The sequence below is a fragment of the Pseudomonas sp. MH9.2 genome (assembly GCF_034353875.1).
Lineage (GTDB): Bacteria > Pseudomonadota > Gammaproteobacteria > Pseudomonadales > Pseudomonadaceae > Aquipseudomonas.
Window position 1 is genome coordinate 3,650,397 of record NZ_CP133784.1, and the last position, 24,002, is coordinate 3,674,398.

Annotated in this window: 17 protein-coding genes; 4 read left to right on the forward strand and 13 right to left on the reverse strand. The window is 59.1% G+C overall.

Annotated elements, in window-relative coordinates; all coding sequences use genetic code 11:
* Window positions 1-30: 30 nt before the first annotated feature.
* The 3 genes from RHM55_RS17080 to putA form a co-directional block, all read right to left on the reverse strand.
* Window positions 31-1,773, reverse strand: coding sequence for a potassium/proton antiporter (locus RHM55_RS17080; protein ID WP_322177485.1), 1,743 nt, complete (start codon window positions 1,771-1,773; stop codon window positions 31-33).
* A 177-nt stretch (window positions 1,774-1,950) separates the two neighbouring features.
* Entirely contained in the window at window positions 1,951-3,753 is a 1,803-nt protein-coding gene (locus RHM55_RS17085; protein WP_322177486.1) for an acyl-CoA dehydrogenase, read from the reverse strand.
* A 199-nt stretch (window positions 3,754-3,952) separates the two neighbouring features.
* Window positions 3,953-7,906, reverse strand: coding sequence for a trifunctional transcriptional regulator/proline dehydrogenase/L-glutamate gamma-semialdehyde dehydrogenase (gene putA / locus RHM55_RS17090; RefSeq protein ID WP_322177487.1), 3,954 nt, complete (start codon window positions 7,904-7,906; stop codon window positions 3,953-3,955).
* Window positions 7,907-8,363: 457 nt separating this feature from the next.
* Between putA and putP the strand changes: the two genes are divergently transcribed.
* A complete protein-coding gene (gene putP, locus RHM55_RS17095) occupies window positions 8,364-9,854 on the forward strand; it encodes a sodium/proline symporter PutP (protein ID WP_322177488.1) in 1,491 nt (496 codons plus the stop codon).
* Window positions 9,855-9,970: 116 nt separating this feature from the next.
* On the opposite strand, the gene RHM55_RS17100 is transcribed toward putP, so the two are convergent.
* On the reverse strand, window positions 9,971-10,636 hold the full coding sequence (locus RHM55_RS17100) for a polysaccharide lyase family 7 protein (RefSeq protein ID WP_322177489.1): 666 nt from the start codon (window positions 10,634-10,636) through the stop codon (window positions 9,971-9,973).
* Between the two features lie 307 nt (window positions 10,637-10,943).
* Here RHM55_RS17100 and RHM55_RS17105 point away from each other — a divergent pair, with 307 nt between their 5' ends.
* Window positions 10,944-11,465, forward strand: a complete 522-nt coding sequence (locus RHM55_RS17105) for a M48 family metallopeptidase (protein ID WP_322177490.1) — start codon at window positions 10,944-10,946, stop codon at window positions 11,463-11,465.
* Between the two features lie 20 nt (window positions 11,466-11,485).
* On the forward strand, window positions 11,486-11,782 hold the full coding sequence (locus RHM55_RS17110; RefSeq protein WP_322177491.1) for a winged helix-turn-helix domain-containing protein: 297 nt from the start codon (window positions 11,486-11,488) through the stop codon (window positions 11,780-11,782).
* Between the two features lie 135 nt (window positions 11,783-11,917).
* Here RHM55_RS17110 and RHM55_RS17115 read toward each other — a convergent pair whose 3' ends face one another.
* Together RHM55_RS17115 and RHM55_RS17120 are read right to left on the reverse strand one after the other, a co-directional pair.
* A complete protein-coding gene (locus RHM55_RS17115) occupies window positions 11,918-12,121 on the reverse strand; it encodes a hypothetical protein (RefSeq protein ID WP_322177492.1) in 204 nt (67 codons plus the stop codon).
* A 170-nt stretch (window positions 12,122-12,291) separates the two neighbouring features.
* Window positions 12,292-12,750 carry a GNAT family N-acetyltransferase gene (locus RHM55_RS17120; protein ID WP_322177493.1) on the reverse strand — a complete coding sequence of 153 codons (459 nt, stop codon included), beginning with the start codon at window positions 12,748-12,750 and terminating at the stop codon, window positions 12,292-12,294.
* 431 nt (window positions 12,751-13,181) lie between these two features.
* Here RHM55_RS17120 and RHM55_RS17125 point away from each other — a divergent pair, with 431 nt between their 5' ends.
* Window positions 13,182-13,919 (forward strand): substrate-binding periplasmic protein, encoded by a 738-nt coding sequence (locus RHM55_RS17125; RefSeq protein WP_322177494.1) that lies wholly within the window; start codon window positions 13,182-13,184, stop codon window positions 13,917-13,919.
* 19 nt (window positions 13,920-13,938) lie between these two features.
* On the opposite strand, the gene yccS is transcribed toward RHM55_RS17125, so the two are convergent.
* From yccS to RHM55_RS17160, 7 genes are all read right to left on the reverse strand, one after another.
* On the reverse strand, window positions 13,939-16,122 hold the full coding sequence (gene yccS, locus RHM55_RS17130; RefSeq protein ID WP_322177495.1) for a YccS family putative transporter: 2,184 nt from the start codon (window positions 16,120-16,122) through the stop codon (window positions 13,939-13,941).
* Between the two features lie 145 nt (window positions 16,123-16,267).
* A complete protein-coding gene (locus RHM55_RS17135) occupies window positions 16,268-17,446 on the reverse strand; it encodes an NAD(P)/FAD-dependent oxidoreductase (RefSeq protein WP_322177496.1) in 1,179 nt (392 codons plus the stop codon).
* 129 nt (window positions 17,447-17,575) lie between these two features.
* A complete protein-coding gene (gene dbpA / locus RHM55_RS17140) occupies window positions 17,576-18,955 on the reverse strand; it encodes an ATP-dependent RNA helicase DbpA (RefSeq protein WP_219064461.1) in 1,380 nt (459 codons plus the stop codon).
* 54 nt (window positions 18,956-19,009) lie between these two features.
* Window positions 19,010-20,440 (reverse strand): multidrug transporter subunit MdtD, encoded by a 1,431-nt coding sequence (gene mdtD / locus RHM55_RS17145; RefSeq protein ID WP_322177497.1) that lies wholly within the window; start codon window positions 20,438-20,440, stop codon window positions 19,010-19,012.
* A 7-nt stretch (window positions 20,441-20,447) separates the two neighbouring features.
* Window positions 20,448-21,773 (reverse strand): TldD/PmbA family protein, encoded by a 1,326-nt coding sequence (locus RHM55_RS17150; RefSeq protein ID WP_322182995.1) that lies wholly within the window; start codon window positions 21,771-21,773, stop codon window positions 20,448-20,450.
* Between the two features lie 8 nt (window positions 21,774-21,781).
* On the reverse strand, window positions 21,782-23,224 hold the full coding sequence (locus tag RHM55_RS17155; RefSeq protein WP_322177498.1) for a TldD/PmbA family protein: 1,443 nt from the start codon (window positions 23,222-23,224) through the stop codon (window positions 21,782-21,784).
* 113 nt (window positions 23,225-23,337) lie between these two features.
* Window positions 23,338-23,991 carry an RraA family protein gene (locus RHM55_RS17160; RefSeq protein WP_322177499.1) on the reverse strand — a complete coding sequence of 218 codons (654 nt, stop codon included), beginning with the start codon at window positions 23,989-23,991 and terminating at the stop codon, window positions 23,338-23,340.
* Window positions 23,992-24,002 lie beyond the last annotated feature (11 nt).

A 24,002-nucleotide genomic window follows, 5' to 3' on the forward strand; every position in this document is an offset into this window, starting at 1 on the left:
CCGGTCGAACTGATCGAAGAGAGAGGGAGTTTAGAGGAACAACCCAGGACCTGGGCGGCTCCCTTCGGGAAATTTGACGCCGACTTTAAGGATCTTGTTCCCGTCCATCACCGCAACGGTCCAAATGGTACCGTTCCATTCGATCTGATCGCCGACCACAGGCTCGCCGCGATTCTTCTGAATGATGAATTGGCTAAGCGGCATCTCTGGATCCAGACCGTCGAGTTTCAAACCATACAATGCTGCGACAGGCCCGAGCTGAGCGTCTCCCTCGAGGACGAAGTCGCCGAAGAAACGCAAATCCAGACCGCGCTGCGGGGCCTGGCTGAACAGCTTGCCCAAGGCAGACAGGTCATGTTCATGGCCGATCACGCAAAGCAGATCACCGACTTCAAGGGTGGTACTACCCGACGGATGGAGCAGTTGCTGACCTCGAAACAGGGCCGCGATACGGGTGCCCTCGGGCATTTTCAGTTCACGCAGGGCGGCGCCGATGCACCATTTTTCAGCACCCAGGCGGTAAACGAACAGTTCCCACTCACTGGTGGCATGCACCTCCAGCGCGGCGCGTGAAATCGGTGCCGGTTCTGGCGGTACGGTGACTTTCAGCAGCTTGGCGACCCACGGCAGGCTGGTTCCCTGGACCAACAACGAGACAAGTACGATAAAAAACGCGAGGTTGAAATACAGCTGGGCGTGGGGCAGCCCGGCCATAAGCGGGAACACCGCGAGAATGATCGGCACCGCGCCGCGCAGACCGACCCAGGCGATAAATGCTTTTTCCCGGTCATGGAACGCCTTGAATGGCAGCAGGCCGACCAGCACCGACAGCGGCCGGGCAAACAGAATCATCCACAGTGCCAGACCCAGCGCGGGCAGGGCGATAGGCAGTAAATCATGCGGTGTGACCAGCAGGCCCAGCACCAGGAACATGCCGATCTGCGCCAGCCAGGCCATGCCGTCGAGCATGTGCAGAATGCCGTGGCGACTGCGGATCGGACGGTTGCCAAGCACCAGGCCACACAGGTACACCGCTAAAAAGCCGCTGCCGTGGATGGCGTTGGTCAGGGCAAACACCGCCAGCCCGCCGCTGATCACCAGAATGGGGTACAGGCCGTTTGCCAGATTGATCCGGTTGACCAGTTGCAGCATCAGCCAGCCGCCGCCCAGACCGATAATCCCGCCGATACCAAACTCACGAATCAGTTGCCCCAGCAGGCCCCAGTGCAGGCCGGTTTCGCCGCTGGCGAGCATGTCGATCAGGGTCACGGTCAGGAAAACCGCCATCGGGTCGTTACTGCCGGATTCGATTTCCAGGCTGGCGGTGACCCGTTCGTTCAGGCCTTTGCCGCCCAGCAGCGAGAAGACCGCCGCAGCATCGGTGGAGCCAACAATGGCGCCGATCAACAGGCCCTGAATCAAATTCAGATTAAACAACCATGCAGCCGCTACCCCGGTCAGCCCGGTGGTGATCAGTACACCGACCGTTGCCAATGACAGGGCCGGCCACAGCGCAACCCGGAAGCTGGCGACGCGTGTGCGCAAGCCGCCATCGAGCAAAATCACCGCCAGGGCGAGGTTGCCGACCAGATACGCCGTTGGGTAGTTGTCGAAAATGATCCCGCCGCCATCGACGCCCGCGGCCATGCCCACCGCGAGGATGATGACCAGAATCGGGATGCCCAGACGTGAAGAGAGGGAGCTGACCAGGATACTTGCACCCACCAGCAACGCGCCGATCAAGAACAGGCTGTTGATGGTTGTTGCATCCAAGGGCGGTACTCCAGAAAGCAAATTCAAAAGGCTGGGCGCGAACTGCCTATGCAGTCCGCGTGCCAAGCGATTCTAACCTGTTGAATTGGCTGGCTGTCAAAGCTTTGTCTGTTTGGGGCTTGGATCAGTCGGGATGATTTGCCTTATGACGTGCGCGACAGCGAGTCTGCCAGCCCGTTAAAACCAGGCGTCCTGCATTGACAGGCAGGTGTCATCCCTCGCTTCGAGAATCGCCAGCTCGTGATGGCAGCCCGGTATTTCCCACGTCAGGAAGTACCGGGCAGCTTGAAGCTTGCCTTTATAGAAGCTGACGTCGGCTTCGTTGCCTTTTGCCAGGCCTTCTTCTGCGCGGATCGCCTGTTCCAGCCAGCGCCAGCCGATCACGGTATGACCGAACGCCTTCAGGTACAGCGCCGAATTGGCCAGGCTGCTATTGACCTTGCCCTGCGCCAGGTCGGTCAACAGGCCGATGGTCACGGTTTGCAGGCGTGCCACCAATTGCTCCAGTGGTTGGCGCAGCGGGGTTAAACCTTCATGAGCCTGCGCACGTGCTGCGGTGTCGGCGATCAGGCGGATCAGTTGCTTGAGTCCGGCACCGCCGTTTTGCCCCAGTTTTCGCCCGAGCAGGTCCAGCGACTGAATGCCGTGAGTACCCTCATGAATCGGGTTCAAGCGGTTATCGCGGTAGTACTGTTCCACCGGGTATTCGCGGGTGTAGCCATGGCCGCCGAGAATCTGGATCGCCAGTTCGTTGGCCTTGAGGCAGAACTCGGAGGGCCAGGATTTGACGATAGGCGTCAGTAAGTCGAGTAACTCGTGGGCCTGCTTGCGGACCTCTTCGGTTTCCCCGGTGGTGGTGTCGTCAAATAGCCGCGCCGCATACAGACCGAGGTCGAAGGCGCCTTCGACGTAGGCTTTCTGCGTCAGCAACATGCGTTTGACGTCGGCATGCTGGATGATCGCAACCGGCGCGGTTTCCGGGTTTTTGCTGTCCGGCAGACGACCTTGCGGGCGTTCGCGGGCGTACTCCAGTGAGTACAGATACCCGGCGTAACCCAGCATCACGGCGCCCATGCCGACGCCGATCCGTGCTTCGTTCATCATCTGGAACATATAGCTCAAGCCTTGATGCGGCTTGCCCACCAGATAGCCGACACACTCGCCGTTATCACCAAAGTTCAGCGCCGTGGACGTGGTGCCGCGCCAGCCCATCTTGTGGAACAAACCGGCCAGCAGCACGTCGTTGCGTTTGCCCAGACTGCCATCATCGTTGACCAGGAACTTGGGCACGATAAACAGCGAGATGCCTTTTACCCCGGCTGGGGCGTCAGGCAGCTTGGCCAGGACCATGTGCACGATGTTTTCCGACAACGGATGATCGCCGCCAGAGATGAAAATCTTATTGCCGCGCAGGCGATAGCTGCCGTCCGCCGCAGGTTCGGCGCGGGTGCGAATATCCGACAGCGAGGAGCCGGCATGCGGTTCAGTCAGGGCCATGGTGCCGAAAAAGCGTCCGTCGATCATCGGCTGCAAAAAGCGCTGTTTCTGTTCTTCGCTGCCAAAGCTTTCGATCAGGTTGGCCGCACCCATGGTCAGGAACGGGTACGACGTCGACGCGGCATTGGCCGATTGAAAATGCGCAAAACAGGCTTGCGACAGCAGCGTAGGCAACTGCATACCGCCCGCCTCGAAGCTACGTGCGGCATTAAGAAAGCCCGCTGCAAGGAATGCATCCACCGCAGGCTTGACCTCCGGGATCAGGATCGCCTCGCCGTTTTCATAGCGCGGCTCGTTCTCGTCACCCTTGCGGTTGTGCGGGGCGAAATACTTTTCCGCAATGGTCCGCGCCGTACTAATCGCCGCATCGAAGGTCTCGCGATTGTGCTCGACGAAACGCTCGCGCTGGGTCAGGGCTTCGGCATCGAGCACTTCATACAGCTCGAAAGCCAGATTGCGGGAACTGAGCAGCGTCTCGGACATGGCGGCCTACCTTTTTTTGGAGTGCTCGGAGTCTAGGCGTTGGAGCAGGCTGCTGAATAGCAAGATTGATGCGGGTGATGGAGGGGTAAAACGTGGGGTAAGTCGAGTTAGATGACGTGCTGTTTCAAATTTGCCGGACGATTTTTTTGTGAAAAAAAGGGGAGCCTGAGCTCCCCTTTTGTACCCGCTGCGCTAACGATTAACCAATCGTCATCAAGCTGGCATTTCCTCCTGCTGCCGCAGTGTTCACGCTCAGGGCTCGCTCGATCACCAGGCGTTCCAGCGCGATGTTGGTTTCGCCGTGTGACAGGCCTTGAACCCCGACGATAGCGCCAGCGCGTTTGGCGACTTGCTGGCAGATCGCTCGCAGTTGGTCGGAGTCGCCGTGATGCAGGACTGCATCGATGACCACTTCGTCCTTGTTCCAGTCAGCGATCAACTGGATGCGTGCCTGTACTTCTTTAGGCAGGCGAGCGTGCAGTGGTTTGCTCACGTCGTTTTCCGGCACCACAGCGGTGCTACCGACGGCCAATACGGCGGCCAGCTGGATCAACAGGTCAGCTTCGATGTCCGCCAGACACAGCACATGCTCACGGGGCAGCAGGCTGTAGCTGTTGCGTTCGCCGGTCGGGCCGTTCAGCAAGCGGATGGTGCCGCTTTGCGACTGCTCGGCGAACTGTTTGCACAACGCGCCCAGCGCGTCTTGCTGGTGACTGCTGGCCCAGGCTTGCAGGGCGCCGAGCGGTTTGCTCATGGCTTCACGCATCTGGGTGTCCGGCGCAGCCAGCGCATCGCCGCGAGCGAAGGACTGCTCGATGGCATCCACCGGGCGAACCGAGAGCAGGCGATAGAGGTACAGCGGTCCACCGGCTTTAGGCCCGGTGCCCGACAACCCTTCACCTCCGAACGGCTGCACACCCACTACAGCGCCGACGATGTTGCGGTTGACGTAGACGTTACCGGCATTGACCTTGTCGACGACCTTGGCGATGGTTTCGTCGATACGCGTGTGCACACCGAGCGTCAGACCGTAGCCCGAGGCGTTGATCTGGCCGATCAGCTGGTCCAGTTCCTTACGCTTGTAGCGCACCACGTGCAGCACTGGGCCGAAGATCTCCCGTTGCAGTTCGTCGAAGCTTTCCAGTTCGATCAAGGTTGGCATCACATAGGTGCCGCGCTTTATTTCTGTGCTGTCGGCAATCGCCATCTGGTACACGGTGCGGCCTTTGTCGCGCATGGCCTGGATGTGCTTCTCGATCCCGGCTTTGGCCTCGGCATCGATCACCGGCCCGATATCCACGGACAAACGCTCCGGGTTGCCAAGGCGGCATTCAGCCATGGCGCCTTTAAGCATTTCGATCACGCGGTCGGCAGAGTCCTCTTGCAGGCATAGCACACGCAGAGCCGAGCAGCGTTGACCGGCACTGTCGAAGGCCGAGGACACCACGTCGATGACCACTTGTTCGGTCAGCGCGGAGGAGTCGACGATCATCGCGTTTTGTCCGCCGGTTTCGGCGATCAGCGGAATCGGCCGACCTTGTGCGTCCAGGCGACCGGCGATATTGCGTTGCAGCAAGCGCGCGACTTCGGTCGAACCCGTGAACATCACGCCCTTGACCCGATTATCCCCCACCAGACGTGCGCCGACCGTTTCACCACGGCCCGGCAGCAGTTGCACCACGCCCTCAGGGATGCCGGCTTCAAGTAACAAGCGCACCGCTTGTGCAGCAATCAGCGGGGTTTGTTCGGCGGGTTTGGCCAGCACCGGGTTACCGGCGGCCAATGCGGCGGCGACCTGGCCACTGAAAATAGCCAGCGGGAAGTTCCACGGGCTGATACAGACCACTGGCCCTAAGGGGCGATGCGCGTCGTTGGTGAAGTCATTGCGCGCCTGCACTGCGTAGTAACGCAGGAAGTCCACGGCTTCACGTACTTCGGCGATGGCGTTGGCGAATGTCTTGCCGGCTTCACGCGCCAGCAGGCCCATCAGCGGCTGGATTTCACCCTCCATCAACTCAGCGGCACGTTCCAGGATCGCAGCGCGTTCTGCGGGTGGTGTCGCTTGCCAGATGGGGGCGGCGTTGAGCGCACACTGGATGGCGTTATCGACGTCTTCCAGATTGGCTTCCTGAACGTGACCGACCACATCACGCAAATCCGACGGGTTCAGGACCGGCGCAAAAGCGCCGGTGCTCGCAGGGCTGCCGAGCATCGGAGCGGCTTTCCAGTCGTTGTGCGCGGTTGCCAGCAATGCCGAGGACAGCGACGCCAGGCGGTGTTCGTTTGCCAGGTCGATACCGCTGGAGTTGGCGCGAGCCGGGCCGTAAAGATCACGCGGCAGCGGGATACGTGGGTGTGGCAGGCCGAAGCCGCCTTCCTGCGCGGCCATCTGCTCGATGCTGCTCACTGGATCGGCCACCAGTTCCTGAATGGCGATGGAGTGGTCGGCAATGCGGTTGACGAACGAGGTGTTCGCGCCGTTTTCCAGGAGGCGACGTACCAAGTACGCCAACAATGTTTCGTGGGTGCCGACCGGTGCATAGACCCTGCATGGGCGGTTCAGCTTGCCATCGGCAACCTTGCCCACCACTTGTTCGTACAACGGTTCGCCCATGCCGTGGAGGCACTGGAACTCGTACTGGCCGGGGTAATAGTTCTGACCGGCAATATGGTAGATCGCTGCCAGGGTGTGGGCGTTGTGCGTGGCAAATTGCGGATAGATGACTTCCGGCACAGACAGCAGTTTGCGTGCGCAGGCGATGTAGGAAACGTCGGTGTATACCTTGCGGGTATAGACCGGATAGCCTTCCAGGCCGTCGACCTGGGCGCGCTTGATTTCGCTGTCCCAGTACGCGCCTTTCACCAAGCGGATCATCAGGCGATGGCGGCTGCGGCGGGCCAGATCGATCACGTAGTCAATCACATACGGGCACCGTTTCTGGTACGCCTGAATCACGAAGCCAATGCCGTTCCAGCCGGTCAGCTGCGGCTCGAAGCACAGGCGTTCCAGCAGATCCAGTGACAGCTCGAGACGGTCGGCCTCTTCGGCGTCGATGTTCAGGCCGATGTCGTATTGCTTGGCCAGCAAGGTCAGCGACAACAGGCGCGGGTACAACTCTTCCATGACGCGTTCGTACTGCGCGCGGCTGTAGCGCGGGTGCAGGGCGGAGAGTTTGATCGAGATCCCGGGGCCTTCATAAATGCCACGACCATGGGACGCTTTGCCAATGGAGTGGATCGCTTGCTCGTAGGACGCGAGGTATTTCTGTGCGTCGTGTTCGGTCAGGGCCGCTTCACCGAGCATGTCGTAGGAGTAGCGGAAGCCCTTGGCTTCGAAGCGGCTGGCATTGGCCAGGGCTTCTGCGATGGTTTCGCCGGTGACGAACTGCTCGCCCATCAGGCGCATCGCCATGTCCACGCCTTTTCGGATCATCGGCTCGCCGCTTTTGCCAATGATCCGGCTCAGCGAAGAGGTCAGGCCTGTTTCATTATGGGTAGCGACCAGTTTGCCGGTCAGTAGCAGGCCCCACGTGGCAGCGTTGACGAACAGCGACGGACTATTGCCCAAGTGCGGCTGCCAGTTTCCGGTGCTGATCTTGTCGCGAATCAGTGCGTCGCGGGTGCCCTTGTCCGGGATGCGCAGCAGCGCTTCGGCCAGGCACATCAGTGCCACGCCTTCTTGAGAGGACAACGAGAATTCTTGCAACAAACCCTGGACGATGCCGGCACGGCCTCCCGCGCTTTTCTGATTGCGCAGTTTTTCGGCGATGCTCGCGGCGAGCTTCTGGGTGGCCTCGGCCATGCTCACGGGCAGGCGCGCCTGTTCCAGCAGCATCGGTACCACTTCAGGTTCCGGGCGGCGATAGGCGGAGGTAATCGCCGCACGCAAAACTGATTGCGGCAGGATGCTCTCGGCGAACTCGAGGAAGCACTGGTGGGCGATGTCTGCTGGCAGGCCGACGTGGTCGTCGCCATCCTTGAGTGTCAGCCCGTTCAACTCTGTCAGGGTTGCACCCCCTTCGAGTTTTTCCAGGTAGTTGAAAATCGCTTGCTTGATCAACCAGTGTGGAGTGCGGTCGATTGATTGAGCAGCGGCTTTCAATCGCTCACGGGTAGGGTCGTCAAGTTTGACACCCAGGGTGGTCGTCGCCATTTCTTGTCCTCGTTATCGCCACCACGGTGTGGCATCAGCTGGCGCTCAGATTAGCCTCGCGTTTGACGGGGTGCAACCTAGTGCAACCTATTTTCATCGGAAATTTTTTGCTCATCTCGGAAAACGAGGAGCAGCCAGAACTAAGCGCGCTCTTATGGTGCTTTTAATTATGTAAAAGTGCTTTTTTGCTCCGAAAGGAAGCAAAAAACATTCCGGTACGTAAAAGACTCAATAAGGTGCAACTTAATTTCCAAAACTGGTTGCGCCTTATTTGCATAGTTGACTAGGATTCGCGGCCAAGGTGCAACCCGGTACGCATGAGGTTCATCTGCTGACATTTTCCTGGGGAAATTTCAGTCAAACGCGCGGTCAGTAGTTCATGCATGCGAGGCGAGCTCTTCGTTTCGGCGTGCCTGATAGCCGCCGCTAAATAAAAACAATGCCAGGGCTCAGCTCAATGATTGTCAGCAACCCAACCCTGATCACCTTTGTGATCTACATCGCAGCAATGGTGCTGATCGGCTTCATGGCCTATCGCTCTACCAACAACCTTTCTGATTATATTCTGGGTGGTCGTAGCCTCGGCAGTGTGGTCACCGCGCTTTCGGCTGGCGCATCGGACATGAGTGGCTGGCTGTTGATGGGGCTGCCAGGCGCCATTTACATGTCAGGTCTGTCGGAAAGCTGGATCGCCATCGGCCTGATCGTCGGTGCTTACCTGAACTGGCTGTTCGTTGCGGGGCGGCTGCGGGTGCAGACCGAACACAATGGCGACGCATTGACCCTGCCGGATTACTTCACCGGCCGTTTCGAAGACAAGAGCGGGTTGCTGCGGATTATCTCGGCCATCGTGATCCTGGTGTTTTTCACCATCTATTGTGCATCGGGCATCGTGGCCGGCGCCCGCTTGTTTGAAAGCACTTTCGGCATGTCTTACGAGACTGCGTTGTGGGCCGGCGCTGCCGCGACCATCGCCTACACCTTCGTCGGCGGTTTCCTTGCGGTGAGCTGGACCGATACCGTGCAGGCCACGCTGATGATCTTCGCGTTGATCCTTACGCCGATTATCGTATTGCTGGCCACCGGAGGCATCGATACCACATTCCTGGTGATCGAAGCGAAAGACCCGACTAACTTCGACATGCTGAAAAATACCAGCTTCATCGGCGTCATTTCGTTGATGGGTTGGGGGTTGGGCTACTTCGGCCAACCGCACATCCTTGCGCGGTTCATGGCGGCGGATTCGGTCAAGTCGATTGCCAAAGCGCGTCGGATCTCCATGACCTGGATGATCCTGTGTCTGGGCGGCACGGTAGCAGTGGGCTTCTTCGGTATCGCGTACTTCTCGGTGCACCCTGATCTCGTCGGCCCGGTTCTCGAGAACCCGGAGCGGGTATTCATCGAACTGGCGAAAATCCTGTTCAACCCATGGATTGCCGGTGTGTTGCTGTCGGCGATTCTTGCTGCGGTGATGAGTACCCTGAGCTGTCAGTTGCTGGTGTGCTCCAGCGCGCTGACCGAAGACTTCTACAAAGCTTTCTTCCGCAAACGCGCTTCGCAGGCCGAGCTGGTATGGGTAGGGCGCAGCATGGTTCTGTTGATCGCGCTGATTGCCATCGCCCTGGCCTCTAATCCGGATAACAGGGTGTTGGGTCTGGTCAGCTATGCCTGGGCAGGTTTCGGTGCTGCTTTCGGTCCTGTGGTATTGATCTCGGTGCTGTGGAAGGGCATGACGCGTAACGGCGCCCTAGCCGGTATTCTGGTCGGCGCGATCACCGTCATCGTCTGGAAGCACTTCAGCCTGCTGGGTCTGTACGAAATCATTCCTGGCTTCATCTTCGCCAGCATTGCCATCGTGGTTTTCAGCCTGATTGGCAAGGGGCCAACGGCGGGTATGTTGACGCGCTTCGATGCAGCCGAGAAAGAGTTCAACGACGCTTCTCGCTGAGTAAATGGATGGGCTGGCTTACGGCTGGCTCATGTTTCAAAAAAAACGGCCCGCATCTTCAGGATGTCGGGCCGTTTTTTGTGTGGGGTCGTTTTTAGTGAGCGGTGTGATCAGGTTTAGTTGTGGTCGATATCCAGCTTGTAGAACGTCGCCATACCTCCTTCATTGGTGTAGCCAGAGTTGTCCTGGGCATAGACGCCAGCCTTGAAGTACAGAGGCTTGTCACGCCAGGTGGCACTGATCGGGCTGCTCCAGTTCGCGTCGCGCACGCTAACGCCCAAGTCACCCCCCGGGCTCAGGTGGATGATGTATTTGAATTGTTCATTGAGCGGCACGTTCTCGGCGATGATAATCACGCGACTCTTCTGGTCATCAAACCGATTGCGCACTTTGGCGACGACGATGCCGCTCTTCGTCGCGTCCTTGTATTGGTATTCGACCTTCAGCAGCGGCTCGGTACTCTCGTAGGCATGAATCTGGCCGATGACGATTCTGCCCGATGATGGCACCTGATTGACGGCGAGGGTTGCGCGCAAAAAGTGATCGCCGCTGGGGTACAACCAATTGTGCAGCGTGCCATTGGAGTAGGTTTCTCGGAGTTCGCTGCGCGGGTATTTGGCGTTGGCGGTACGCGAGCCCGTGACCGGAGCCCAAAAAAACAGGGTTCCCGTGTCGGCGTGGAAATATTTGCCGTTGTAGCCGTCGACCAATTTGGGCGTGTCGATAGTCGCCGGGGGGGAGCCCACGGGGATGCTCAAATTCCAGGATGCCAGATCGATCATTGTTCAGTCTTCCAAATATGTCTCATTGCCAGCAGGAAAGCGTCTAGCGCAAGGGTTTGGGCGCGACCTTTATACGGGCTGAGCACGTGTTTGTTAATGCTGGCCCGGTGAATGGGTGGTGTCAAAGTGCCTCTGCAGGGGCTCAAACACCCGTGCGTTACTCCCTGAAGCGATATACCGTTAGTCGGATCGAGCTGCGTTTCGTCGTTGGTTACCGTCGCGCAGTTTGCCCAACCGTTCGATGGGGCGGGGCTCAAAGTGAGCTGAATTCGGTACACTGGGTGCTTCCAAATCTTCGTTGCTCCTTATGACCGCGCCAGCCCTCTCTCCCTTGAAATACCTGCAAGCCTACCCGCCGGCCTTGCAAGACCAAGTGCGTCAGTTGATTGCACAGAATCGGCTGGACGCTTACCTGAAGCAACGCTACCCGGAGCGGCATGCCGTGCAGAGCGATAAAGCGCTGTACGCCTATGCTTTGGCGTTGAAGCAAGAGCATCTGCGTAATGCGCCGAATATCGACAAGGTGCTGTTCGATAATCGTCTGGACCTGACGCATCGAGCGCTGGGCCTGCATACGGCGATATCCCGTGTGCAGGGTGGCAAGCTCAAGGCCAAGAAAGAAATCCGCATCGCCTCGTTGTTCAAGGAGGCCGCTCCAGAGTTTCTGAAAATGATCGTGGTGCACGAGTTGGCGCACTTCAAGGAATCCGACCACAACAAGGCGTTTTATCAGCTTTGTGAGTACATGCAGCCCGGCTACCACCAGTTGGAGTTCGATCTACGCATTTACCTGACCTGGCGCGACCTGCAAGGCAAGGCCGCCGAATGAGCCTCGATAAGGATTTGACGATGGACGTCAGCAAGACCAAAAGCAGTTTTTATCGCCGGTTGTATGTGGCGTATTTGATAGACAGCCGGATCGCCAGCAGTGTCCCCGCTTTGATGGAGGCCACCGGCATGCCGCGTCGCACGGCGCAGGACACCATTGCCGCCCTGGCCGATCTCGATATTCTCTGTGAATTCGAACAGTTGGACGGCGCACGCAATCATGCAGGCGGTTATCAGATCCGCGAGTGGGGGGCGATCGACAAGGACTGGATTGCGCAGCATCTGGTGCAGATCAAGACGGTGCTGGGCTACCCCTGAGGCGCGATGTGCCTGCGAGTTGGCGATGAGAGCTAAAGCTATAGCATTTGGCTCTCATCGTTGGAGCGTGTCGGCCAGCAAGCCGAATGGAGTAATAAGCATCCAGGGAAAAGTTGAATGCTCAAGGGTACCTGCTTAGCCGAAACTGAAGGCTGTGACGATGCCTGCGTCATCACCGGTCATGCCAATTCGCTGTGTATCAAACTCCCGGGTGGCAACGTCCTTCAGACCGACCACGCGAGGTCGACCGGTCAGTTCACTGATGTAGGCTTTGACAGTAGGCACGTAGCGGCTGCCGATCAAATGCTGGATCTGTTGAAGGGCTTCTTCATTAGTCATGTACATGTTCCTTATGCAGTTGAGATGTCCTTATGGACGCCCTGATGTTTACCTCTGTCGGCCCCTGCTGTGCGGTATATATTTGTCGCGTCCCCCGCTAAAGCCGCATGAGTTTTGCGGCATGTTTCCAATACGTCCTGCTTTCGCTCTTCTCATCCAGGAATGCGTTTTTATTCCAAGTCGCGGCGCATGCCGATATGGGGGATGTCGTCTTCCAGATACACCTCGCCCACCGGGGTGAAGCCATAGCGTCCGTAATAGCCTTGCAGATGCGCTTGGGCCGCAAGGTAGATTGGTTGGTCAGGCCATTGCTTTTCAGCGTGCTCCAGCGCCTGAATCATCAGCGCATGGCCCATGCCTTTATTGCGCGCAGTGGGGGCTGTCACAACCCGACCGATCACTACGTCGCCGCCTTGCTGGATGGGGTCAAGCAGGCGCAGATAAGCCACCAGAAGATCGTTTTCCCATGCCATCAGGTGGCAGGTGTCGCCATCCAGGTCCTGACCGTCGACATCCTGATAACAGCATTTTTGCTCGACCACGAACACTTCGGCACGCAGCTGCAAAATGGCGTACAGCTGTTCTTTGCTGAGATCGGTATGGTGTTTGCAGACCCAATTGATAGACATATGGCGGACTCTGAATAGACATTCTGGTCGAATACTAAAGCCAGCATCGTGTGAGAGGCCAAACAAAACTGTAGCGGCTTAATGCTGAGTGCGGTGATTCAGGCCAGGAGGTCTTGATAAAGCAGTAGCTCAGCGCAAAAAACAACCTGTCCAGTGGCATGGCTACGGGGTCAGTCTTTGGCTGTCAAGCACCGCATTAGAACGATTCCTTGAGCCAGCGCTCACATCAATCACTCATATGAGTTGTGCCTGCTCCACTATGAGTATTCAATCGAGGCTAATAGCCCTCATCCGGATTGGTTGCCATGTCATATTTGTGTAATCTGCATTGAGCCCCTGGGTTCCGGGTTTTATGGACCACTGTTAATGAGAGTCCAAGCGTAACGCGCCCTTAATACGGCGGGCGATCTGCCTGCCTCAGGAACTTGAGCATGCCGCGACTGCTTCGAGCCATGGGTTTGATGGGTTTGTTGTTGCTGACGCAAGCCGCCGCAGCGGAGAAGCTACGTTTGGTGGCCGATGCCTGGCCTCCGTTCACCGACATCAATCTGGTCAATGGCGGCCTCGCCACTGATCTTGTCAGTACGGCCCTGGCGCGGGCGGGATACGCCAGCGAGTTCGAACAAGTGCCGTGGGCAAGGGCGCTGCAAGGTATTGGCGACGGGCGTTATGACGTGCTGGTCAGTGCCTGGTTCAATCATGAGCGAACGTTGATCGGTGAGTTTTCTAACGAGTACCTGATCAACCGGGTGCGCTTCCTCAAACGCAAGGACTCGTCCATCGAGTTCGACCGTCTGAAGGCGCTGCACGCTTACCCGATTGCCGTGGTACGCGGCTATGCCTATTCATCCGCTTTCGACGGTGATCCCGAACTACAAAAAGTTCCGGTGCACAGTTTCTCCGTGGCGGTGCGCATGCTGGCAGCAGGACGGGTGGCGCTGGCGGTGGAGGACGAATATGTCGCTCGCTACAACCTCAGCAATGAAGCGCCTCGTGTCCGCGAGAGTGTTGAATTTTTGCCTAAACCACTGAGCGAGAACGGTCTGCATATTCTGGTCAGTCTGAAGAACCCCAATCATGCGCAGATTGTCGCCAACTTTGACCGAGGCATTGCAGCGATGAAAGCCGATGGCAGTTACGCCCGGATGTTTCGCCAGCACGGCCTGTAACAGGCTGTGTGAACAGGTTTCAGGCTTCTGTGGGCTCTTTGATCAAATGCGCAGCCAATGTTCGCAGCGGTCCCAATTGCCGGCCGATCAATGCGAGTTGGGTTTGCACCAATCGCTGGCTTTCGTCCATGTCATCGGGCATGTGCTCCAGATCGCTGGCCAGCGCTTCTTCGGCATCGCTCTGGATCGCTACCGGTTTTTTATTGGCCAGGCTTTGGGCGATTTCATCAATGCTCGCTGCCAGGCTTGCCGCAGCACCCTCAATCAAATGTTCGCGTACTTCGGCCGGCAACTGGGTTTCGCGGTGCGCGCCCAAGCCCGACAGGTAGCTGAGCAACGTGTGTGACAACACCAGAAAGCGAAAGCCCACGTCGGCTTCTTTGCGGAAGTGCCCCGGCTCCATCAGCATATTAGCCAAGGTGGTGGACAGTGCCGCATCGGCGTTGTGCGCGTTGCGCCGGGCCAGGCGGTACGTCAGGTCATCACTTTTGCCTTTGGCGTATTGCTGCATGATCTGGCGCAGGTAAATGCTGTTGCAGGTCAGGGTGTTCGCCAGCACTTTATTCAAGCGCCGCCCCTGCCAGTCCGGAAGGAACAGGAACACGGTCAGCCCGGCAATCAAGCTTCCAAGCAAGGTGTCGAACAACCGCGGAAGGAACAGTCCGTAACTGTCGCCTACCTGGTTGAAGCAGAACAACACCATCAAGGTGATTGCCGCCGTCGACAGGGTGTAGCGGGTGGTTCGGTTGACGAAGAACACCACACCAGCGACCACGGCGAACATTGCTTGAATCAGCGGGCTGGGGAATAGATCAAACAACGCCCATCCTGCAGTCAGGCCTATCGCCGTACCACTGATCCGTTGAACCAGTTTGCGCCGGGTTGCGCCGTAGTTGGGTTGGCAGACGAACAGCGTGGTCAGAATGATCCAGTAACCCTGGGTCGGGTGCACCAAGTGCACCATGCCGTAACCGATGCTCAACGCCAATGGCAGACGCAAGGCGTGGCGGAACAGCAGCGAGGTGGGGGTCATTTGCAGGCGCAAGCGATCCCACACGTCCTTGAATGTGTGGGGCGAACGGTCGAGCAGGCTGCTGTCTGTGGCGTCGGCCAGGCTGTCGGGATTGCTGGCATCCTTGATCAGTCGATCGAGTGTGCCCAGGTTCGCGGCCAGAGCGCGCAATGAGCGCAGGAGCCCACGCCATGCCGGGTTGTTCTGGGTGCGCAGGTACTCCAGCGAAGCGTGCAAGTCTTCCTGCGCGTGGGCAAAGCCCTCATCGTAGATGAATGGCTGACGCAACTGGATCGACTCCGACAGCAAGCGGCAGGCGACTCCCTGTTGGCGCAGCAAGCGCAAACAACGGAACAGTACATCACTGTGGAAGAACGCTTCGGCCAACGCGTTGTAGGGGTAATGCGACGAACTGGCGCGTTCGTGAATGTCCTGGGCGAGAAAGTACAGCTTCAGATAGCGGCTGACCTTGGCGCCGGGCCGCCCATCGCCGACGCGGTGCAGAATGATTTCCTTGGCTGCATTCAGGGCCGCGACGACGCGACCGTTTTGCTGCGCCAGTTTCAGTCGGCGCGCTTCGATGTCGAGTTGCCGGATCGGCTCGAACAGTGTCGCCTTGAGTTCCAGATACAGCCCCAGCTCACGAAACAGTCGGGCCAGGCTTTGCTGCACAGGCTGATTGGAAAACAGCATTTGCCACAGCACCGACAGCAGCCCGTACCAGGCGGCGCCAGCGACCAGCAGCATGGGCTCGTGCCAGAAATCGTTGACCTCGCCCCCGCGCTGATCCACGCCGATCATGGTGTACACAGACAGAATCAGCGTGGCCGAAGCGATGGTGCCATACCGTTCGCCCAAGGCGCCGAGCATGGTCAGGCCAAAGGCGGCCAGCGCCAGCGCAAAGACAAAAATCAGGGGGTAGGGGAATAGCAGCTCGACGGCAAGTGACGCGACGCTGAAACACACCAGCGTCACTGCCAGCGCATTCAGGCGGCCCTGCCAGCTGTCATCGGTTTCGGCCAGGGCGCTGGCGATAATTCCCAGAAAAACCGGGGTCAGCAGGCCCATTTCATTTTGATACCAGCACAGCGCCATGCTGCCGGTTAGCGCAATAAACACCCGCATGCTGTAGCTGAACTTGTCCAGCGCCCACAAACGACGGAGCGTATGACGAAAGGAAGTCGATGACATAAGTGAGCTAACGGCCTTGTTCGCTGGTTTCTTTAAGCATTCAGCTAAATTCAGCTAAGTATGTACAGCGCCAATCGAGGGCTGTACATGAGCTTTAGCAAAATTTATTTCCTGGTCGATCTTTGCCGCTCACCGCGACACCCGGTCAGACGTATTGCGCGGCCGCATAGGCCGAGGCCCAGGCCCACTGGAAATTGAAACCGCCCAGATGCCCACTGACGTCCAGCACTTCGCCAATGAAATACAGCCCTGGCGATTTCAGCGACTCCATGGTCTTGGAAGACACTTCACGGGTGTCTATTCCGCCGAGGGTCACTTCCGCCGTGCGATAGCCTTCGGTACCTGCGGGCACCACCTGCCAGCACGCGAGTTTTTCGGCGATATCGCTGAGTTCGCTCGGGGTGTACTGCTTCATCGGTTTGGAAACGAACCAGTGCTCGGCGAGCAGGTTGGCCATTTTCTTGGTGAAGATTTCGCCCAGCAGGGTTTTCAGTTCGCTGTTGGGCCGTTCGGCTTGTTGTTGCAGTAGCCAGCTTGGCACATCGTGGTCCGGCATCAGGTTGATGACGACCGTTTCGCCTGATTGCCAGAACGAAGATATCTGCAAAATCGCCGGCCCGCTGAGGCCGCGATGGGTGAACAGGATGTTTTCGCGAAAGCTTGTGTCGTTGCAGCTGACCAGGCAATCCACCGATGTACCGGACAACTCGGTGCACAGCGTTTTGAGTTGGTCGGTGATGGTGAACGGCACCAGCCCGGCACGGGTCGGCAGCAAGGTATGGCCGAACTGCTTGCCCACTTGATAACCGAAGCCGGTAGCCCCCAGCGTCGGGATCGACAGGCCGCCAGTGGCGACGACCAGCGACTGGCAATTCAACACGCCCGCCGTGGTGTTCAGGCTGTAACCGGTGTCGGTTTTTTCGATGTTCTGCACCGACGTGTCCAGATGCAGGCTGACGCCAGCCTGTTCGCATTCGTTGAGCAGCATGTCGAGGATGTCGCTGGATTTGTTATCACAAAATAACTGACCGAGTTTTTTCTCGTGGTACGCCACGCCATGCTTGGCCACCAGGGCGATGAAATCCCATTGGGTATAACGCGCCAGGGCGGATTTGCAGAAGTGCGGGTTTTGCGAGAGGAAGTTGTCAGGCTCGGTGTAGAGGTTGGTGAAATTGCAGCGCCCACCGCCAGACATGAGGATTTTCTTGCCAGCCTTGTTCGCGTGATCGATCAGCATCACCTTGCGCCCACGATTGGCGGCGGTCAGCGCGCACATCAAGCCTGCGGCGCCAGCGCCGATGATCACAACGTCAGTAACGGGCAAAGCAGAATCCTCAAAGAGCAGTTGAATCTTCGGTGTTTGATATGACGTCTTCGCGGATAAATCCGCTCCCACAATGTGAATGCGTTTCCCTGTGGGAGCGGATTTATCCGCGAAGCTTTTCGGCGGTTCTTACAAAATCCGCACGCGCAACGAGCGGCCTTTGATTTTGCCGTTGTTCAAGCGCTCCAGCGCTTGCATGGCCACGACGCTTTCGACGGCCACATACGCCTGGAAATCGAAAATGGCGATTTTACCGACCTGGGTGCCGGGAATGCCGGCATCGCCGGTCAAAGCGCCAAGAATATCGCCAGGGCGAACCTTATCCTTACGGCCCGCGCCGATCATCAGCGTGGTCATGGTCGGTTGCAGCGGTGCGCCGCCTTTGCTTTTCAGTTCGTCCAGTTGTTCCCACTTCAGCGGAGATCTCTGCACGTCTTCGATGGCTCGGGCACGGTGTGCTTCGGACGGTGCAACCAGGCTGATCGCCAGACCTTTCTCGCCGGCGCGACCGGTACGACCAACCCGGTGAATGTGCATTTCCGAGTCCCGTGCCAGTTCGACGTTGAGCACCATGTCCAGTGCGTCGATATCCAGACCACGCGCCGCGACATCGGTCGCAACCAGCACCGAGGTGCTGCGGTTGGCGAACATCGCCAGGACTTGATCCCGATCACGCTGTTCCAGGTCGCCGTGCAGGCCGACGGCGGAAATGCCTTTGGCGGTCAGGTGATCGACCACTTCCTGGCATTGCTGCTTGGTGAAGCAGAACGCGACGCAGGACTGAGGGCGGAAATGCCCGAGTACCTTCACCACGGCTTCAAGACGTTGCTCCGGGGTGATTTCGTAGAAGTGCTGCTCGATCTGGCTGTCCGCGTGCAAGGCTTCGACCTTGACCGTTTGCGGCGTGCGCATGAACTTCGAGGACAGCTGCTTGATACCGGTCGGGTAGGTCGCCGAAAACAGCAGGGTCTGACGCTTGGCCGGGGTCTGCTCGATGATGTTCTCGATCGAGTCGTAGAAACCCATGTCGAGCATACGGTCGGCTTCGTCGAGGATCAGCGTGTTCAGGCCGTCGAGGACCAGTGAGCCCTTGCGTAGGTGCTGCTGAATGCGTCCTGGGGTGCCGACGATGATGTGCGCGCCGTGTTCCAACGAGCCGATCTGTGGGCCGAACGGCACGCCGCCGCACAGGGTCAGGACCTTGATGTTGTCTTCGGAGCGCGCCAGACGGCGGATTTCCTTGGCCACCTGGTCGGCCAGCTCACGGGTTGGGCACAGCACCAACGCCTGGCAACCGAAGAAGCGCGGGTTGATCGGGTTGAGCAGGCCGATGCCGAACGCAGCGGTCTTGCCACTGCCGGTCTTGGCCTGGGCAATCAGGTCCATGCCCTTGAGAATCACCGGCAGGCTCTGTGCCTGAATCGGCGTCATCTCGGCATAACCAAGGGACTCCAGGTTAGCCAACATGGGTGCGGAAAGAGGCAGTGAGTTAAAAGCGGTGCTAGTCACGGGACGGGCCTGCAAAACAAAATGTCGCGCAGTGTATCAGGTCGCGGGCCAGCATTAATGCTCGATCTCTGGTTCCGGACGAGGAACACCCTGACTCCCCTTGGGCGGCAACTGCAAGAAAATCCCGGCGGCCAGCATCGACAGCACGCCAACACTGAGGAAGGTCATTTGGAACGCGCCCAACAGGCTGCTCACTTCGCCGCTGGTCACGTCGTCGGTAAAGCCGCCCAGCAACGCGGCGGCGCAGGCCACCCCAAGGCTCAAGGACAACTGCGCCACAACGGACAGCAGGCTGTTACCGCTGGCGGCGCTGGCGTCGTCGAGGTCGATCAGGGTCACGGCGTTCATCGCGGTGAACTGCAGTGAATTCACCGCGCCCATCAAGCCGAGATGGACCAGCAACACCCAATACTGAGTCTGTGCGTCGACCAGCGCCAGACTCGCCAGCAGTGCACCCAGCAGAAACGTGTTGCCGGTCAGCACCACACGGTAACCGAGGCGTTCAATCAGCGGGCGTGCCACCGGCTTGGTGAGCATGGCGGCGATGGCCAGCGGGATCATGCTCATCCCGGCCTTGGAGGGTGAATAACCGAGGGCCACTTGTAACAGTAGCGGTACCAGGAAGGGCAGGGCGCCGCTGCCCAGCCGGGAGAAAAGGTTGCCAAAAATCCCTACAGCGAAAGACCGGGTTCGGAACAGCGCTGGTGCGAACAAGGGGTAATCGATATTCCCGGCCCGCAGCCAGTAAGCCGCCAGACAGGCCATGCCGCCAAACAACAGCAGCACCACGCGCATGTGCGGCAGGTGAAGTTCGCCCAAGCCTTCCAGAGCGATGGTGATCAGCACCATCGACGCACCGAACAGCGCAAAGCCGACGCCATCGAAGCGTGTTCGGCCACCGCCTTGCAGGTCCGGCACGAGGGTTTTGACCGCGTAACAGCCGAGCAGTCCCACGGGCAGGTTGATCAGGAAAATCCAGTGCCAGCTCAGGTACTCAACGATCCAGCCACCCAGGGTAGGTCCCAGCAACGGGCCGAGCAGGCCGGGCACCGTGATGAAACTCATGATCCGCACCAGCTCGGAGCGGGGGTAGGCGCGCAACACAATCAAGCGGCCGATGGGCACCATCAACGCACCGCCCAGGCCCTGAACCACGCGTGCGGCCACCAGCATGCTCAGTGAGCTGGACAGCGCACACAGCAGTGAGCCCAGGCTGAACAACAGGATCGCGCCAAAGAAAATCCGCTTGATGCCGAACCGGTCCGCGATCCAGCCCGACGCTGGAATCAGCAAGGCCACGGTCAGCATGTACGCGATCACTACCGACTGCATGCGCAACGGGTCTTCGGCCAGGGAACGGGCCATGGCCGGCAACGCGGTGTTGAGGATCGTGCCGTCGAGGCTTTGCATGAAAAACGCAATCGCGACGACCCATGGCAGCCAGCGCAGGGTTCGAGCATCCAGAAACGGTGTGCTGTTCGGCATACGATCCTTAGAGCGTGAGGGTCAATCGGCTGATCAAGGCGCCCGGCAGCAGGCTTGAAGCTGTCTGGCGTTGATTGTAGGTGCTGGCGGACAGAATCAGTTCCCGCTCTCGGGTCAACGCTTCGAGGGCGGTACCCAGCAGGCTGTAGGCGCTGTCGTCGAAACGCATGGTGCTGACGGGCGCCTGAATCTTGCCATTCTCGACCCAGAACGTGGCGAAGCGGGTCATTCCGGTCAGGCGTGCGGCTGCCTGGTCGGAGAAGTTGAGGTACCAAAGGTTGCTGATATAGAGCCCGGTGCCGAGCTGTTCGAGTACCTGCTCCAGCTCCAGCGTACCTGCCGCCATGCTCAGTGCACTTGGCGATTCGCCTCCGCCAGCACCGTTGGCGGCCAGGCCATACTCTGCCGCGCTGCGCGAACCGACCAGTTGTTCTTGGGCGAGGCCCGCATTGATCAGCGGCAGATCCCGGCGCGGATACCCTTCTCCGGAGAACGCCGGTGACAGTGAGCCTGTCACCTGTTCGTCCAGACTCACTCGCGGGTTGAGCTGGGCGTCGCCGTTGTACAGCCGTTGCAGCGGGCTGGTCTTGCTGGCCAGCGCTTCTGCGGAAAAACCACCCCAGCACAACATGCCGATGATTTCATCGAGCGCGGCGGGGGCCAGATAGGCGCGGTATTGGCCGGGCGCCAGGGTGTGCAGGGGTTGATCGAGAAACTCAAGTTGCTCACACGCTTGCTGGAAGCGCCGGGCGAACGTCGCATCGTCCCAGTCGTGGCCCGCGTAGTTGGCTTTGACTGCCTGACCGTTGGCGTGGAACAGGCTCCAGTCGAAGTTGAAACTGTTGGCCTGATGCCAGCCCAGAGCACCCCATGAACTGGCGAAACCCCGGTACAGCGGGCCAGCGGCGTAAAAGCCCACCAGGTCCAGGCCTTCAGCCAGATCACTGATATGTTCAAGCACGCGGGCGGTGTCTGGCAGCGGCGGGTTCTGGCTGTTGCTGATCTGCCAGGCGTCGGTGTTGGGCAGCAGATAGGGATCCTGCGGTAGCAATACCAACGTTTCGCGTAATTGTTGCAGCGCCTCGGCCAAGCGTGCCTGATCGACCTGAGCATCGCCCGCCAAGGTCAGGTGCAGGTCTGCATGTCGGCCGTCATTGATCAATTTGACGTTCAGACTGGCCTGCTGCACATGCCCGGCCTGACGTACTTTGGCATGGTTGAAACGAATGAATTCCGAGGCTTCGGCGTTGTAGCCGAGGGTGAAAGCTTCCGTTCCGGTGATCGCGCTGCGCAGCCACTCGACCAGCGCTTCGAACTGCTGTTGCTGAGTCATCTGCGCCATCACGCATCCCCTCCGAAAACATCGACCTGGGAGAAGACACAGGCGGGTGAGGCATGGCCTACGCGGACCACCTGATTAGGTTCGCCTTTGCCACAGTTGGGTGTGCCCAGGACTTCAAAGGTACTGGCATCGCCAACAGCGCTGAGGTTGCGCCAGAAGTACGCGGAAATGGCCCGGTAGTTCGGGTTTTTTACCACGCCTTTGAGTTCGCCGTTTTCGATCAATTGACCCCATTCGCACCCGAACTGGAATTTATTGCGTGCGTCATCAATCGACCACGAGCGGTTGGTCGACATCAGGATGCCGTGCTCGATGCCGCCGATCAGCTGTTCCAGTGGTTGGTCTCCGGGCTCGATATTCAGATTGGCCATGCGGTCGATCGGCGGGCGGTTCCAGCTGCACGCGCGGCTGTTGGCGACCCCTTCCATGCCGGAGCGGTATTGCGACAACGCGCCGCCCAAGGGCCGAATCAGCAAGCCTTCGCGGATCAGGAACTCTTTGTTCGCTGGCGTGCCGTCGTCGTCATACGCGTAGCTGGCGAGCTGTTCGGGTATGTCCGGGTTAAAGGTCACGTTGAGCAGTTCCGAGCCGTATTGCAGGCTGCCGAAGTCACTGGCTTTGACGAAGCTGGTGCCCGCGTAATTACGCTCGTCGCCGAGAATGCGGTCCAGTTCCAGCGGATGGCCGATTGATTCATGGATTTGCAGGATCATCTGGTCCGGCGTCAGCAGCAGATCACGCGGTCCCGACGGGGTGTTGGGGGCCATGATCAGTTGCAAGGCCTGATCGGCAACCTGCGCCGCCGCGCCAATCAGCCCGCAGTTGGCGATGACTTCGGCGCCGCCTTGCTGGCCAAAGTTGTCGCGGCCGAGGCTGCGGGTCTGGCTGTCCTGGCCGTCGTAAGCGGTGACGCTCATTCCCGGGTAGACGTAACGCTGGGCCTGACGAATCTCGGCACCGGCGCTGTTCAGGTAAATTTGCTCGACGTTCTCCAGGCCAAGGCTGACCTGCCAGCTCACCAGACGTTTGTCGGCGGGCACGGCGGCAGACTCGGCGCCGAGCAATTGGTAACACTCACTCAGCGATGGGAAGGCGTCGCTGAGGTTGGGCGAAAGATAATCGGCGCGGCTGATGGACACCGGCTGATCGCGAAGATCCAGAAGGGCGTGGGGTGCGAGAGCCAGAGCATGTTGCTCGGCTTTTTCCAGCGCGGTCTGTAGCCCCCGTTGCGAGACATCGTTAGTCGCGGCGTAGGCTTCGACGCCGTTGATCCGCACCGTCAACATCGCACCTTCGTCACGGCTCAGGTGCGGGGGCTCGGCGACGTTTTTGCGTACCGACAGGTGTTGGCTGGTTTGCCGGACGTAACGCAGCGAGAAAAATTCGGCGCGACTCTGCAAGGCGGCAAACCGCTGCTTGAGCTGAGCGGAGAAATCGAACATGCAGGGAGGCTCCTTTTTGCGGGCATCGCCGATGTATGAGCGCGCTTACCCGCGATCGACCGCATAGCGGTCGCAAAATAGCTGACAGGGTTATAGGTTCAGCCTGAACAGTTTTAAACCGGGCAACCCTTGCTGCGCAGAATTGCGTCGAAGCGTGCCGGGTCCAGCGTGCCGGCCTGGATCGCTTCCAGCGTGGCTTTTTCGCGCGCCAGCAGGTCGTGGCAGCGCACCAGCAGTTCAGCCAGTTCACTGCGGGCTGCGGCGACTACTCCATCACCGTCGCCGATCATCAAGTCGCCGGGCATTACCAGCATGCCCGCGCAGGAAATCGGTACGTTGATTTCGCCGCCACCGTCGGTACTCGGGCCACGGTGTACGCCACCGATGGCATAAGCCGGAAGCTCGCCGGTCTGCCACTCATCGAGGTCACGCAGGGCGCCGTTGATGACCACGCCGACGATGCCGGCCTTGAGTGCCATGGCGCGCATGATGCCGCCGAACACCGCGCGGGTCAGGTCGGCGCTGCCGTCGATGACCAGCACATCGCCGGGACGGGCCATTTGCATGGCTTTGAGGATCATCAGGTTATCGCCAGGACGAACGCGCACGGTCAGGGCGCTGCCGAGCATGGGAGTATTACCGTGGAACGCTTTGAGCCCCAGACCGCCGACATTGCGGCCCAGGCAGTCGCTGACCGCTGCGGCGGGAATCTTGCTGAAGGCTTGCAGCCATTTCGGGTCGAGGGGTTCAGCGTTTGGGTTGATCATATAGCCCGTGG